Consider the following 14,329-nt stretch of genomic DNA (forward strand, 5'->3'; position numbering starts at 1 on the left):
TTTGTATTTTATTCACTTTTTTATGGATACGAAGGATGCAGTTAGGTTCATTTGCGCGCTTTTGCCCAAGAGGTTAGTGCGATTCCCGATAAAATAAATAAAGTCGCTATCAACGCGAGTAATGAAGGAGTTTCAGCTAAGAATAGCCAGCCAAGCAATAATGCAATGGCGGGTACCGTGAGCTGCATCAATGATGCTTCCAGCACATCTATCTTCGGCAAGAGGCGGTACCAAAGATAGTACCCTAGAGCGGAAGCGACAATACCAGAAAGAAATGCATACAAACTGCCACTCAGCGTTAGGTAGCTGGTTGTTGAAGCCGTTAAACTATGAACAAGCACCGCAACGATAACCAGAATGCTTGCCACCACAAACCCTTGCCGAGTCGCGGTTATCGGTGAAGCCACCTTTTTGCCCAATAAGGTAAAACCGCTCCAGCACAACCCTGAGACCATCATAAGCAATGCTCCTAGAATAGAAGGCTGGGAGGCACTGGGTAACATCAGTAATACAAAGCCGCCTAATGCTACCGCGATTCCAATCATTTCCACGAAAGCGAGTTTGTGTCCACTGAACTTATGGTGAAGGATGAGTGCAATCTGCACCGTACCAAAAAGAATCAGCGCCCCCGTACCCGTATCGAGAGTGATATAGGCCAGTGAAAATGACAGCGCATAACCGAAAAGTGTCACTCCTAAGGCGAGAGACATTTTTAGTGATGGACTTGAATCGCCTTGTTGCTTTTTGAGTATCAAACCTAAACAGACCAGTGTTGCGGCGCCACTCACGAGCCTAATAGAGGTGAAACTAAGTGGATCAATAGCCGATGTTCCCAGTGCCAAGCGGCACAGCAAAGAGTTAAAAGCAAAGGCTGTCATTGCAGCGAAGGAGAGGGTAAGCGTGTTATTCATTATTGGGCGCCTATCTTGAGCATGTCTAAATCCTAACTTGATGTCAGCAATCGCTAAACAGATAATTGTTTATAAGATATATACCCGAGTAACCTCAGCGGTTTAAATAGGAAGTAAAGGATGAGTGTAGAAGTAGTAAAGGTGTCACCAGAGTTTGATGAAGCGCTGTGTGAGGTTATTAAGTCTGTCGGTGCAGAGTTCGGTGCGGTGGGAGAAGGATTTGGTCCCTCGGATGAAGAAGTGTTGGCGATGAGTCAGTATTACAATGAAGAAGATCGCAGCCTGTATTTAGTGGCGTTGGTAAATGGAAAAGTGGTGGGCGGCGGAGGTATCGCTCCATTTGGTCAAGGCGACGACGTATGCGAACTCAAAAAATTGTTTCTACTACCTGAAAGTAGAGGCTTAGGCCTTGGCAAGACATTGACTGAACAATGCTTGTCATTTGCAAAAGCGCAAGGCTACAAACAGTGTTACCTAGATACTTTAAGTTCAATGGGATCAGCCATTGCTTTATATGAGCGGGCTGGATTTGAGCATCTCAGCGAGCCGTACGAAGGCACGTTGCACAATGGTTGTGATGTATGGATGCTCAAAGCTCTATAGTGAGGATTCAAGTAACTAGCAAAAACCGAGGTAATTAGCACGAGTCAATAAAGATCCAGCCTCACTCTTTGGCTTTGTGCACTAATGTTTCGAGCCAATGCTGGTGGTAGGCGTCTACTTGACGTTTAACAAAAATCCCAGTGAGCCAACGCAGACCACCACGCTGCGTTGATTCTGTCACAATTCGGCACCCTTCAGTACAGGGCGAGATGAGCCATGCGTGGTACATATCCACGTCTCCCGTTTTACCTCGCCATGCTATCCTCTCAAAAGGTTCATATTCGACCACCGTGCACTCAAAGCGCATGGTTTTCGTTATCCAATTAAATACACTGCCTTTGTGAAGTTCGTTACTGTCGCCTTTCACGATTTGTACTGCGGTCTTTCGGTGCTGCCAGTTGGGCCAGCATGGCGCTCGCACAATGTGGCTCCAGATGGTCTCACAATCTGAGGGGATGACAATTTCGTTTTTCACGTGAACAGGAGCATTCTTAGGGTGGAAATACTCCGGCCACTGTATTTGATGTGGATCGTTCATAGTCACCATGCCAGGGTTTCGCGTTTGGACACTTTAACTATATACCCAGAATGCTGATTGCGTCGGGTGGTATGCAGTCTGTCGTGGGTGGTTTTTCAATTCTCTCAATCTTGATATGTGCGCTAGCAAGACATTTGGTGAATTGTATGAAGACCCTTGTCGATAAATTGGGTATAATGTATTACAAGTGATGCGTAAAAATTGAACGATTTAGGCGCAATTCAGGCAATTTCTTCCTTTTTGTATGAATTTTTCTGTTCTATCTCTCATAATTTAGATCTGATCACATTTTCTCGAGGAATGAAGATTGCGAAATTCCTATCGAGCAGATATAGTAACTGCAAATAGTCATACAATAGTATTTTATTAGGAGTCACACATGACAAAGCCAGTAATTGGTTTCATCGGTCTTGGCCTTATGGGCGGCAACATGGTTGAGAATCTTCAAAACCGTGGTTACGAAGTAAACGTAATGGATCTTAACAAAGATGCAGTTGCAGCTGTTCTAGCTCGTGGCAACGCATCTGAAGCAGTTTCTGGTAAAGAACTAGCTGAGAAAAGTGACATCGTTATGCTATGTCTAACAACTTCTGAAGTTGTTGAGAAAGTAGTATACGGCGACACTGGTATCCTAGCGGGTATGTCAGAAGGCAAAACGCTTATCGACTTCGGTACTTCTATCCCAGCTTCTACTAAGAAGATTGGTGCTGACCTTGCTGCTATCGGCGCAGGCATGATTGACGCTCCTCTAGGTCGTACTCCAGCTCACGCTAAAGATGGTCTTCTAAACATCATGGCTGCTGGCGACATCGAAACATTCAACAAAGTTAAGCCAGTTCTTGACGAGCAAGGCGAAAACGTATTCCACCTAGGCGCTCTAGGTTCAGGTCACGTTACTAAGCTAGTTAACAACTTCATGGGTATGACTACTGTTGCAACTATGTCTCAAGCTTTCGCAGTAGCTAAGCTAGCGGGCGTTGACGGTCAGCAACTATTTGACATCATGTCAGCGGGTCCATCTAACTCTCCGTTCATGCAGTTCTGTAAGTTCTACGCGGTTGACGGCGAAGAAAAACTAGGTTTCTCTGTTGCTAACGCAAACAAAGACCTTGGCTACTTCCTTGCTCTATGTGAAGAGCTAGGTACTGAGTCTCTAATCGCTCAAGGTACTTCTACAAGCCTACAAGCAGCAGTTGATGCTGGTCTAGGTCAAAACGACGTACCAGTAATCTTCGATTACTTCACTAACCTAAAAGCAGAAGCTGAAGCTTAATTTAGCGCTTTTAAGTTAACAAAACCCTACCTTAACCGGTGGGGTTTTTTGTTTGTGTTGAATATGTCAAAACGGTCACTTTATCGACACATTTATTTCGTCTTACTGGCATCTAAGTGTCATTGAGCGGGGCAACACTGGATAGGCTTAACTACTCAATCGGAAGCCAAGTATGCCAGAGTTATCATCAAGAAGTGTAAAGCCCCTTCTATTGCCAGAAGCACCCAAGCCCCAGCGGTTCACAAACTCAGAGACTCTTTACAACCCCACCTTTAAAGATACGATCACTACCCTTCGCTCTTACCTTAACATCGACAAGATACTGAACTTTAAAGCGCCTAATATTCCCGTAGAGCCAATGCAAGCTGATGCGATAGAGACAGAGAAGCAAGACTGCGTTTATCGTTTGGGACACTCAACGGTATTACTTAAAGTCGATGGGATGACAATCTTGACTGATCCGGTGCTAGGAAATCGAGCTTCGCCTCTCGATTGGGCGGGCCCCAAGCGCTATCACGCGCTGCCGATTTCGGTTGAAGAACTGCCTTATATTGATGTGTGCTTAATAAGCCATGATCACTACGACCATTTAGACAAACAAACTGTAAAACAGCTACATCATAAAGTCGGTAAGTTCTTGGTGCCCATGTGTGTGGGCGACCATCTAATTGAATGGGGAGTCCAGGCAAGCAAAATCGTTGAGTTCGAATGGTGGGAATCAATGACGGTGGATAAGATTCGCTTTGTTTTTGCTCCCACGCAGCACTTTTCTGGACGCTCGTACAAACAAAGGGATACGTCGCTTTGGGGAAGTTGGGCTATCTTAGGGACTAAGTCTAGTGTCTATTTTAGCGGTGATTCTGGCTATTTTGGTGGATTCAAAGAAGTCGGTAAACGATACGGTCCCTTTGATCTGACATTAATAGAAACGGGTGCCTATGATGAGAACTGGGCGGATATTCATATGTTTCCTGAACAAAGTGTGCAGGCACACATTGATGTACAAGGCGCGGTGATGCTACCGATACACAATGCGACTTTTGATCTTTCCTATCATGAATGGAATGAACCCTTGCTAAGAGCAGAAAGCGAAGCTAAGCGTCGCAATGTTGATTTTGTTTGTCCGAAGATTGGAGAAAAAGTGATCGTGAGTGAGCTTAATGTTCGAAAAAACGATGACCGCTGGTGGAGTGAGGAAGGAAACGAAGCAAAACAAAGGCGCTGATAATTAGCGCCTTTGTTTATTATGGGGGTAGAAGCATTCAGTTAGTTAAGCGGCTGCTGTAACTCGCTTTGAAGCTTTTTGCTTTTCACGCATACCAAGAACAATGGTTAAACCAAACGCAACTGCGAATGAGAATGCCATGCCGGCGACATAGTAGCCGATGTTTTCTGGGCGAATTGAGATAATACCAGGTAGACCTGCCGCACCAAGCGCTTGAGCCTTTACATTAAACATAGTGATAAACGCACTTGAAACCGCCGCACCGATAATCGCTGCAACAAATGGATAACGCAGTTTAAGGTTAACACCAAACATCGCAGGTTCAGTGATACCAAGCAGAGCTGTTACGCCTGATGGCATCGCAATACCTTTTTGTTTCACATCTTTAGTGGTGAAGCCAACAGCTAGAGCGGCTGCACCCTGAGCAATATTAGACATTGCCGCGATTGGGAAGATAAAAGTACCACCTGTGATTGCGATATCAGTAAGAAGCTGAGTTTCAATGGCGATAAAGCTATGGTGCATGCCGGTGATAACAAACGGTGCATAGATAAAGCCAAACAGTGCACCGCCGATGAAGCCAGCTGAATCGTAGAGCCAGTTTAGACCGTCACCCAGTAAAAAGCCGATGTCACGTGTGAATGGACCCACCACAGTGAATGTTAGGAAACCTGTGATAAAGATGGCAAGCATCGGAGTGAGCAGGTTGTCCAACACGGATGGGATAAACTTGCGAAGACCATTTTCAACTTTAGCGAGAATAAATGCCGATACCAATACAGGTAGTACCGAACCTTGATAGCCCACTTTTTGGATCTCGAAGCCCAGAATGTTCCAAGTTGGGATTGTGCCAGACACTGCAGCCCCACCAAAGCCCCAGCCGTTGAGTAGATCAGGATGCACCATCAACATACCTAAGGCCGCGCCAAGGAATGGGTTACCACCAAACTTCTTAGAAGCAGAGAATGCCAATAGAACAGGTAAGTAGACAAAAGGTGCATTGGCAAAGGTGTTGATCATGCTTGCGAGATCAGCAAGACCTGGGTTTGCATCGATTAGAGATTGACCTTCAATGAAAAGACCCGGTGCGGTGAGAAGGTTGAAAATACCCATCAACAGACCGCCGGCCACGATTGCTGGAATAATAGGTACGAAGATATCGGACAAACCTTTTACTGCGCGTTGCAACCAGTTTTGTTTCTCGGCACCCGCAGACGCGACATCCTTGGTCGACATTTCGGACATGCCCGTTAGTTTGGCGAGTTCTGCATAAACTTGGTTTACGATGCCCGAGCCAAATATGATTTGGTACTGACCTGCTACCTTAAATTGTCCTTTTACACCCTCAAGATCATCAATGGCTTTTTCTTGGATCAAAGATTCATCTTTAACGGCGAGGCGCAAGCGAGTCGCGCAATGAGCTAAGGCAGAGAGGTTTTCCTTTCCCCCTAACAGAGTAAGTAGTTCTTTGGCTATGACTGGGTAGTTCATAACGAGCTCCGGTTACATTTTGTGCGTTATTATCGTATTCGCTCCCTGTTGTGTGTTGAATACTTTTGGGAACGTTTGCAATTTCGAATCTTAAGCATGGATGAGGTAGTGTCAAAAGATAAAAGGCGACAGTGTGACCGTGATCATTTCTTAGTATACAAGGAGCCAAAAGAATGTGCGCTAGATAAGGTTTTTCCTTGAAGCTATAAAATTAGAACCATATTTGGGGCCCTAACTGGTTATAAGAATGGTGAAAGTCGTGGTATTCTTTGCAAACATTCCCATAAATATCGGACACTTATCCTATGGCAAGCCTTCATGATGTCGCCAAACTTGCTGGCGTTTCTAAATCGACAGTCTCTCGCGTGGTAAATAATGAGTATGGAGTCAAGCAGGCGACCAAAGATAAGGTACAAAAGGCCATTGATGAATTGGGGTATCAAACGAACCTTGTTGCTAAAGACCTCAAATCGCAAAAGACCAACTTGATCGGAGTAATCGTACCAAGGGTTGCGTCTAACGCGACGTCACAAGGGGTTGATGGATTAAGTGCGGTGTTTGAAAGTGCTGGTAAACACGTCTTACTAGCCAGTACTCAACAGTCCTTTCAAAAAGAGATTGAGTTTATTCGTCTATTTAACCAGAAGCGGGTAGAAGGCATTATTCTTTATGCAACGCATTTGGATGAAGAATTGGTGGAAGCGATTCAGCACTCGATAGCTCCTGTTGTACTCGTCGGTCAAGATGGTTCGTTATTCAATATCCCAAGCATTGTGCATGATGATTTTCGTGTCGGATTTGAGGCGGGAAATCGTTTACTATCAGCAGGTTGTTGTAATATTGGTTTTATTGGTGTGGCGAGCTCCGACATTGCTGTTGATAAACTGCGTTACCAAGGTTTAGAACAAGCTTTACAATTCAAGCGTAAAGGCGAACCTTTGTTTCATAGTCGTGGCGAGTTCACCATAGAGTCGGGCTACCAACAGGCGAAACAGCTACTAACAGAATATGAAAACCTAGATGGCTTGTTTTGCGCGACTGACAGAATCGCAATAGGTGCGGTTAAGGCGATTGGAGAGAGTGGTCGACAAGCCGGAGAGGATATTAAGGTACTAGGAGTCGGTAATGATGAACTGGGCTCGGTATCTTCGCCGAGTATTTCAACCTTTAACTATCCCTTTGATAAAGCGGGGGGAAGTGCTGCTAAGGTATTGATTGAATTGCTTGATGGGCATCCACCTGTTATGAGTAAGGTCGTTCTTACTTTCCAAAATATCGAACGACAAACCTGCTAATTCCTCCCCAAATTTTTACGACAACACCCTCACTATGGCTCCTAATCCAAAGGAGTCATGGTGTGTGTTAAGTCACAGTTTCTATTAAACCCAGCCATTGCGCTTGTATCACTCCTGTTTCATCGCTAGTATTGCAAACGTTCCCAAAAAATTTTAATCATTGGTATAGGTGTATAGCTATTATGGTTTCAGTCACTAGCAAGGTTTCAGCAACCAAAGATCCAGAAGCAAAGTCTTCAACAACCGCGATGTCAGTGAGCGACTTGGTGAACCTGCTTGGTGGTCCGGCTAACGTGAATCGTGTCTTATTTCCGAATAATCAGCTAGTAATTGAAGTCCATGATACGTCTCTAGTTAACACATCTCTAGTTAACGAGGGCGCGCCACGCTATTCGCTTGAAGAGGTGTTAGGTAAGCCTCAACTGACGTTTGATATGCCTAATCATTTCGATGATTCATCGTTACTTGAGCTGGGTAGCGTAATTAGTCAGCAGCAAGTATTGAAAGTTGAGGCTGTCAGCAAACCAGTTGATTGCGAGCATCGACCGTCTTGGCATGTTTCTCCACCTCAAGGACTTTTGAACGACCCTAACGGTTTTATCTACCACAACGGAGAGTACCACCTCTTCTATCAGTGGTATCCATATGCCTGTGTCCACAAAGACAAGTACTGGGCTCACTTAACGAGCAAAGATCTGATCAATTGGGAGTGGCAGCCTCTCGCATTAACGCCATCAGATTGGTTTGATAGCCACGGCGTTTTTTCTGGTCATGCGTTGAGCCAAGGCGAGCAACTCATGCTGTTTTATACCGGTAATACAAGAATTGGTAATCAGAGAGATCGTCACACGACTCAATGTTTAGCGGTATCGAATGATGGAATTACCTTTGAAAAATTGGGTCCTGTGATCCCGAACCTGCCTAAGGGTGTCACGCCTCATATTCGAGACCCTAAAATCGTTCGTCACGGTGAGCATTGGTTAATGCTACTAGGCGCCCAAACAACCGATCTCAAGGGGCGATTGGCAATCTACCGTTCAAGCGATTTACATCAATGGGAATTCGTATCGCTTTGTGGTGATGAAATGGGGGGTTTTGGTTATATGTGGGAATGCCCGGATCTTTTCGAACTGAGTGGCGAGCATTTTGCGATTGTTGGACCTCAGGGGATTGAGTCGGACAGCGCGTACCACACCATCCCTCATCATAATGGATATGTGAAGGCTGAACTGGATCTAGAGGGAAAAATCTCGCTAAAAGATTTTGATAATCTTGATAAAGGTTTTGACTTTTATGCACCGCAAACCATGTTAGCCGCGGATGGTCGTCGAGTTCTCTCTGGGTGGATGGGACTGCCAGATGAAATCAACCATCCGTCGAGTGATAACGGTTGGGTGCATCAGTTGACAGCGCTTCGTGAGCTCACGAACAGAAACGGGCGACTTGTCCAAACCCCTATTGCTGAAATCGCGACATTACGTAAAGAGAAGCAGTGCTTCACATTAGATAACAGCGGATACCCATCTCTTTGTGACAAGGCGTTTGATATGAGTGTGGTTCTAGAGTGGGGTAGCGAGCTTAGGTTGCATGCAAAAGCGGATCAATACGTATCGATACGACTAGATGAAACGACTCGCTCATTAGTGTTTGATAGAACCCACACCTTAATTCGTGAGGGAGATACAAAGCGCGAATTGCTGTTGGATAGCGAAAAAGTAGAGCTGCGAATTCTCTCGGATGAGTCATCTTTAGAGATCTTCGTTAATGGTGGTGAGTTTGTACTGACTGGTCGAGTCTTCACTGACAAAGATGCTACTGGTATCGAGTTACGTGGAGGGGCATCAGACTTTGAAGTCTACCCATTGAACGCGGCAAGCGCTCCATTTATAAGTTCGTTGAGTTAACAACAGCCATTCACTTTGAAAAATACACCATAAAAAAGCCCTGTAACCAAACGGTACAGGGCTTTCTATTCTCTACACGCTATGAATTAGCGTTGTGACTTCAGTAACTCGGTGACCTGGTTAAGTGAGTCGAAAATATAGTCCGCTGTTTCTATGACATCTTGATGCGGCGGCATGATATCCGGAATCATTGCGGCATAGCATCCAGCAGCTTTCCCCGAGCGCATCCCGTTATTAGAATCCTCAAGCACCAAACAGTCTTGTGCCTCAAGTCCGAGTTTGTCATACGCCATGATGTAGCAATCTGGCTGAGGTTTGCCATTATCGACATCTTCTGCGGTGATAATGAGATCGAACTGATTGAGGTAGTCAGTAGCACCAAAGTTCAGCTTGGTTTCGGGTAAATGGGAAGAAGTAACGAGAGCAATAGTGAGCTTTTGGGCTTTGGCTTCTGCAAATAGTTCATGAAACCCTTCTTTAAAGGCAATGCCTGCTTGACGCGCTTCATGGTAATGCGCGTCGCGGATGGTTTTATAGTGGTTGAGGTCAAAGCCTGAACCAAAATGTTCAACCAGCATTCTCTCGCAGTCTGGATCTTGCACACCAATAAAACCTTGATAGAACTCATCCGTTAAGTCGTACCCCATCGTCGTTGCTGCGTATTGCCAGCTCGCTTTATATACCGTCTCGGTATCAAAGATAAGTCCGTCCATATCGAACAGTAGTGCTTTGAACATTGTGATGTCCTCTTTATTTTCACGTTTTTTATTCGCTCTACTTTGTCAGAAGTCTTGTGAAATTAAAACTTCAATCCTGTAATTAAATTACACTTCAATGCTATTGCGGTTAATACGTGTTCAGTTTTGAGTATGAAATAGCTGCCTTGAATAGGTATTTGTGAAGTGATTTGTTTATTATGTGATTTTGGTCACTAACTATTTAGGGGTGTCTTGAGGGTAATTAGTGATTCAGATCACTGTTGAATGAGAGTTGTTATCAATTAAAATGCTATGTAATTTATCAACGCGCAAATAACGTGATCGTGATCACTATAAAAAATAATCTATGAGCTTTTTGATGTGACAGTTGTCACAAAAAGTGCCGTCATGCTGACTTTTGGAAATCCTGTGTTACTTTTTAATGGACTTTTGAATAAACATTTTTAGTCCATTGGACACATTTTCTAATAACGAGGATGACCTTATGCTATCTCCTGAAGCAAAAATCAAAGTACAGAACTTTGGTCGTTTCCTCTCCAACATGGTAATGCCAAACATTGGTGCATTTATCGCTTGGGGTTTGATTACGGCGCTATTTATTCCTACTGGTTGGATTCCAAACGAAACACTAGCCGCAATGGTTGGTCCTATGATCACCTACCTTCTACCGCTACTTATCGGTTACACCGGTGGTAAAATGGTAGCAGGTGATCGCGGTGCTGTCGTTGGTGCGATTACCACTATGGGTGTTATCGCCGGTACGGACATTCCGATGTTCATGGGCGCTATGATTGTTGGTCCTCTTGGTGGCCTAGCGATTAAGAAATTTGACCAAGCAGTTGAAGGCAAAGTGAAGAGCGGCTTTGAGATGTTGGTGAACAACTTCTCAGCCGGTATCGTTGGTATGCTTTGTGCGATCCTTGCTTTCCTAGTGATTGGTCCTGCAGTAAAAGTGCTTTCAACAGCGCTGGCTGCTGGCGTTGGCATGATGGTTAACGCGGGTCTACTACCTCTTACCTCTATCTTTGTTGAACCTGCGAAAATCCTATTCCTAAATAACGCAATCAACCACGGTATCTTCTCGCCACTCGGTATCCAACAAGCAGAGGAAGTGGGTAAATCTATCTTCTTCTTGATTGAAGCAAACCCAGGTCCTGGTCTAGGTCTACTGCTTGCGTACATGTTCTTCGGTCGTGGCAACGCGAAGCAATCGGCACCGGGTGCGGCAATCATCCACTTCTTCGGTGGTATCCACGAAATCTACTTCCCATACGTTCTAATGAATCCACGTCTAATCATTGCGGTTATCGCTGGTGGTATGACAGGTGTGTTCACACTAACCATGTTTGATGCAGGTCTAGTATCTCCAGCATCACCAGGTTCAATCTTTGCTGTACTGCTGATGACACCTAAGTCTTCATTCCTTGGCGTGATTCTATCAGTGATTGCGTCAGCAACAGTTACCTTCTTCGTAGCTTCGCTACTAATGAAAACATCTAAGCAAGATGATGAAGAAGAGTCACTAGAGAAAGCAGCAAGCCAAATGGCGGATATGAAGGCAGCTTCTAAAGGCCAAGGTGGTGAACTAGACCTAGCAAAAGTACGCAAAATCATCGTTGCTTGTGATGCAGGTATGGGCTCAAGTGCAATGGGAGCAAGCATGCTTCGTAAGAAAGTCGAAGCGGCTGACCTAGGCATTGAGGTGACTAACCTAGCGATCAACAACCTACCAGATGGTGCAGATATTGTTATCACTCACAAAGACCTGACTGACCGTGCTCGCACTCACGCTCCAGATGCACATCACATCTCTCTGGGTAACTTCCTAGATGGTGCACTGTACGACGGTTTAGTTGCTGACTTAGTTAACGCACAACAAGCAGGCGCTGAGCCAAAAAAGCCTGAAGCGCCAGCAGACACTAGCTCAAGCAATGAAGAAGGAACGCTTAAGCTATCAAATGAAAATATCTTCTTGGGAATGGAAGCAAAAACCAAAGAAGAGGTTATCAAGTTTGCTGGTGAGCAACTCGTAAAACTTGGTTATGTAGAACCGCAATATGTTGAAGGCATGTTGGCTCGTGAAGAGTTGGTTTCTACTTACCTAGGTGAGTCGATTGCAGTACCTCACGGCACTATTGAAGCAAAACAATTCGTTAAAAAGACGGGCATCGTGTTCTGTCAGTTCCCTGAGGGTGTTCAGTGGGGCGAGGACGAAGATGACGTAGCTAAGATGGTTATTGGTATCGCGGCGCAAGGTGATGAGCATATTCAGGTTATCACTGCGATTACGAATTCACTTGATGACGACGAAGCTGTCGAATGTTTGAAGTCTACCACCAATGCTGAAGATGTACTTCGCATCCTGAGTGGTAAGTAGCAGAAGTGGTGATTATCACTTTGGCTTTGAGTCATAGCTCCTAAGTGAAAGAGACCAACAGCCCCCCTTGTTGGTCTCATTTTTGATTTTTTCTTTTTCTTTTTTTAATGAGTTATTTAGGAAGACGTCTTATGAAAGCATTACATTTTGGCGCAGGTAATATCGGTCGTGGCTTTATCGGAAAACTACTTGCAGATGCAGGCATTCATGTAACATTTGCAGATGTAAACGAAACCGTGGTTAACGCTCTGATTGAACGTCAATCCTACCCTGTAAAAATCGTTGGCGAAGATGTAGTAGTAGAAGAAGTAACCAATGTTACGGCAGTAAACTCTACCAGCGGCGACATTATCGACCTTATCGCTAGCGTAGAGTTGGTCACGACAGCAGTCGGTCCGACAGTACTAAAAATCATTTCTAAGTCGGTAGCACAAGGCATCGAAAAGCGTGCAGCAAATGGCAATACAGCGCCACTTAATATCATCGCGTGTGAAAACATGGTGCGCGGTACTAGCCAGCTAAAAGCGATGATCTTTGAGCACCTTTCTGAAGATGTTAAAGCGTTTGCAGAGGCAAACATTGGCTTTGTCGATTCTGCGGTAGACCGTATTGTACCGCCAGCAGAAGAGGGCGAAACTGATCCCCTAGCAGTAACGGTTGAAACCTTTAGTGAGTGGATCGTCGATCAAACTCAGTTCGTGGGTGATATTCCGGCAATTTCGGGTATGGAATGTACTGACAACCTAATGGCGTTCGTTGAGCGTAAACTGTTTACACTTAACACAGGTCACCTAATCACGGCATACCTTGGTGTACTAGCGGGTCACGAAACGATCAAAGATTCTATTGAAGACGAAGCGATTCGAGGTGATGTAACCGCAGCAATGCAAGAGAGCGGTGAAGTACTGATCCGTCGCTACGGCTTTGATGCGCAGGCTCATGCTGCTTACATCCAGAAGATCCTGGGTCGTTTCGCCAACCCATATCTTCGTGATGAAGTGGACCGCGTTGGTCGTCAACCAATCCGTAAACTGAGCCCGCAAGATCGCTTGATTAAGCCTCTTAACGGTACGCTTGAGTATGGATTGCCGAATGGGCACCTATTGAAAGGTATCGCAGCAGCATTCCTTTACAAAAACGACGATGACCCACAAGCGGTTGAGCTTCAAGCTATGTTTGCAGAACAAGGATTTGAAAAAACACTGGCTCATTATTCAGAGCTGAATGTTGATTCAGAAATTGTTACACTAGCGCACGAAGCGTATTTAGCGCTCAAATGATTCAAGCTGTTGGTGCCACGCAAGTGGCACCCTTTGTTTTAAGAGATGTTATGCCACTGCACCCGCCCAATGAAACCGAACTATTAGAAGCTCTGTCCGAAGCAAAGGACGCGAGTGAATGTCTTATGGCCGCTTATGATGCCATCGACGACACTCTGGACACCCTTATCAATAGTATCTTTCATAAAGACGACTACGCAGTGAAGTACGTTGTTGATCCCCTTCTCACCAGTGATGGTCCTCTTGGCGACATTCTTGTTCGCGCTAAATTGCTCCTCGGCCTCGGTGTTATATCTAAAGAAGTGTTTGATGATATAGACATTTTTGTAACCCTAAGAGAGTGGACAAAGCATCAAGAGAACAACGTTAGTTTTACCGAAGTTGATGTGCTATTCGAACTGAATAAAATCAGTGCTATTCAAAAAATGATGCCGATCGAATACGATGCCAGCATGACCGCAGGTCTTGATGAAGTGATGCTGGAGATGTTTTTAGAGCGTCATTATCAGCGAGTGAAGTCTACTATCATCCTTGCCATCACCGAAATGGTGAACACACTTTGCCGAGATAACCCTCTCGTCTAGTCTATTTCAGCCCTAATGCTTAACAAGTGTTGGGGCTTTTTATTGCCTTCTCGTCTTTTACCAATTTCCCTAGATCCACTTTCGTTTATCCACGTTAGCGTGCTTATTTTCGAACTTGTTCTGTAAACT

At 44.9% G+C, this 14,329-nt stretch carries 12 protein-coding genes; 8 read left to right on the top strand and 4 right to left on the bottom strand.

What is annotated here, in order from left to right:
- Positions 1-47 precede the first annotated feature (47 nt).
- Complete coding sequence (locus tag J4N45_RS19755) at positions 48-911, bottom strand: DMT family transporter (protein ID WP_252016276.1); 864 nt, start codon at positions 909-911, stop codon at positions 48-50.
- Positions 912-1,031: 120 nt separating this feature from the next.
- Here J4N45_RS19755 and J4N45_RS19760 point away from each other — a divergent pair, with 120 nt between their 5' ends.
- Positions 1,032-1,514, top strand: coding sequence for a GNAT family N-acetyltransferase (locus J4N45_RS19760; protein WP_252016277.1), 483 nt, complete (start codon positions 1,032-1,034; stop codon positions 1,512-1,514).
- Between the two features lie 61 nt (positions 1,515-1,575).
- Here J4N45_RS19760 and J4N45_RS19765 read toward each other — a convergent pair whose 3' ends face one another.
- Entirely contained in the window at positions 1,576-2,052 is a 477-nt protein-coding gene (locus J4N45_RS19765) for an SRPBCC domain-containing protein (RefSeq protein ID WP_234497391.1), read from the bottom strand.
- Positions 2,053-2,431: 379 nt separating this feature from the next.
- Between J4N45_RS19765 and J4N45_RS19770 the strand changes: the two genes are divergently transcribed.
- Positions 2,432-3,325: an NAD(P)-dependent oxidoreductase gene (locus tag J4N45_RS19770; RefSeq protein ID WP_042478005.1), complete on the top strand. Its 894-nt coding sequence runs from the start codon at positions 2,432-2,434 to the stop codon at positions 3,323-3,325.
- 172 nt (positions 3,326-3,497) lie between these two features.
- Positions 3,498-4,550: an MBL fold metallo-hydrolase gene (locus J4N45_RS19775; RefSeq protein ID WP_252016280.1), complete on the top strand. Its 1,053-nt coding sequence runs from the start codon at positions 3,498-3,500 to the stop codon at positions 4,548-4,550.
- 45 nt (positions 4,551-4,595) lie between these two features.
- Here the strand turns inward: J4N45_RS19775 and J4N45_RS19780 are convergent, their stop codons facing one another.
- Positions 4,596-6,041 (bottom strand): sucrose-specific PTS transporter subunit IIBC, encoded by a 1,446-nt coding sequence (locus J4N45_RS19780; RefSeq protein ID WP_252016282.1) that lies wholly within the window; start codon positions 6,039-6,041, stop codon positions 4,596-4,598.
- A gap of 305 nt (positions 6,042-6,346) precedes the next feature.
- On the opposite strand from J4N45_RS19780, the gene J4N45_RS19785 reads away from it, so the two are divergent.
- Both J4N45_RS19785 and J4N45_RS19790 read left to right on the top strand, forming a co-directional pair.
- Positions 6,347-7,336, top strand: a complete 990-nt coding sequence (locus tag J4N45_RS19785; protein WP_252016285.1) for a LacI family DNA-binding transcriptional regulator — start codon at positions 6,347-6,349, stop codon at positions 7,334-7,336.
- 248 nt (positions 7,337-7,584) lie between these two features.
- Positions 7,585-9,240: a glycoside hydrolase family 32 protein gene (locus J4N45_RS19790; protein WP_252017270.1), complete on the top strand. Its 1,656-nt coding sequence runs from the start codon at positions 7,585-7,587 to the stop codon at positions 9,238-9,240.
- An 86-nt stretch (positions 9,241-9,326) separates the two neighbouring features.
- Here J4N45_RS19790 and J4N45_RS19795 read toward each other — a convergent pair whose 3' ends face one another.
- Positions 9,327-9,977 (bottom strand): HAD family hydrolase, encoded by a 651-nt coding sequence (locus tag J4N45_RS19795; protein ID WP_042478002.1) that lies wholly within the window; start codon positions 9,975-9,977, stop codon positions 9,327-9,329.
- Positions 9,978-10,443: 466 nt separating this feature from the next.
- On the opposite strand from J4N45_RS19795, the gene J4N45_RS19800 reads away from it, so the two are divergent.
- From J4N45_RS19800 to J4N45_RS19810, 3 genes are all read left to right on the top strand, one after another.
- A complete protein-coding gene (locus J4N45_RS19800) occupies positions 10,444-12,336 on the top strand; it encodes a PTS mannitol transporter subunit IICBA (protein ID WP_252016287.1) in 1,893 nt (630 codons plus the stop codon).
- Positions 12,337-12,467: 131 nt separating this feature from the next.
- On the top strand, positions 12,468-13,616 hold the full coding sequence (locus J4N45_RS19805; RefSeq protein ID WP_252016290.1) for a mannitol-1-phosphate 5-dehydrogenase: 1,149 nt from the start codon (positions 12,468-12,470) through the stop codon (positions 13,614-13,616).
- Positions 13,617-13,666: 50 nt separating this feature from the next.
- A complete protein-coding gene (locus tag J4N45_RS19810; RefSeq protein WP_156111110.1) occupies positions 13,667-14,200 on the top strand; it encodes an MltR family transcriptional regulator in 534 nt (177 codons plus the stop codon).
- Positions 14,201-14,329 lie beyond the last annotated feature (129 nt).

Source organism: Vibrio sp. SCSIO 43140 (genome assembly GCF_023716585.1).
Taxonomy (GTDB): Bacteria; Pseudomonadota; Gammaproteobacteria; order Enterobacterales; family Vibrionaceae; genus Vibrio; species Vibrio maritimus_B.

Coding starts and splice junctions, on each gene's coding strand:
- J4N45_RS19770 (WP_042478005.1), top strand. CDS start 2,432: ATGACAAAGCCAGTAATTGGTTTCATCGGTCTTGGCCTTATGGGCGGC.
- J4N45_RS19805 (WP_252016290.1), top strand. CDS start 12,468: ATGAAAGCATTACATTTTGGCGCAGGTAATATCGGTCGTGGCTTTATC.
- J4N45_RS19755 (WP_252016276.1), bottom strand. CDS start 911: ATGAATAACACGCTTACCCTCTCCTTCGCTGCAATGACAGCCTTTGCT.
- J4N45_RS19795 (WP_042478002.1), bottom strand. CDS start 9,977: ATGTTCAAAGCACTACTGTTCGATATGGACGGACTTATCTTTGATACC.
- J4N45_RS19775 (WP_252016280.1), top strand. CDS start 3,498: ATGCCAGAGTTATCATCAAGAAGTGTAAAGCCCCTTCTATTGCCAGAA.
- J4N45_RS19780 (WP_252016282.1), bottom strand. CDS start 6,041: ATGAACTACCCAGTCATAGCCAAAGAACTACTTACTCTGTTAGGGGGA.
- J4N45_RS19760 (WP_252016277.1), top strand. CDS start 1,032: ATGAGTGTAGAAGTAGTAAAGGTGTCACCAGAGTTTGATGAAGCGCTG.
- J4N45_RS19785 (WP_252016285.1), top strand. CDS start 6,347: ATGGCAAGCCTTCATGATGTCGCCAAACTTGCTGGCGTTTCTAAATCG.
- J4N45_RS19810 (WP_156111110.1), top strand. CDS start 13,667: ATGCCACTGCACCCGCCCAATGAAACCGAACTATTAGAAGCTCTGTCC.
- J4N45_RS19790 (WP_252017270.1), top strand. CDS start 7,585: ATGTCAGTGAGCGACTTGGTGAACCTGCTTGGTGGTCCGGCTAACGTG.
- J4N45_RS19800 (WP_252016287.1), top strand. CDS start 10,444: ATGCTATCTCCTGAAGCAAAAATCAAAGTACAGAACTTTGGTCGTTTC.
- J4N45_RS19765 (WP_234497391.1), bottom strand. CDS start 2,052: ATGAACGATCCACATCAAATACAGTGGCCGGAGTATTTCCACCCTAAG.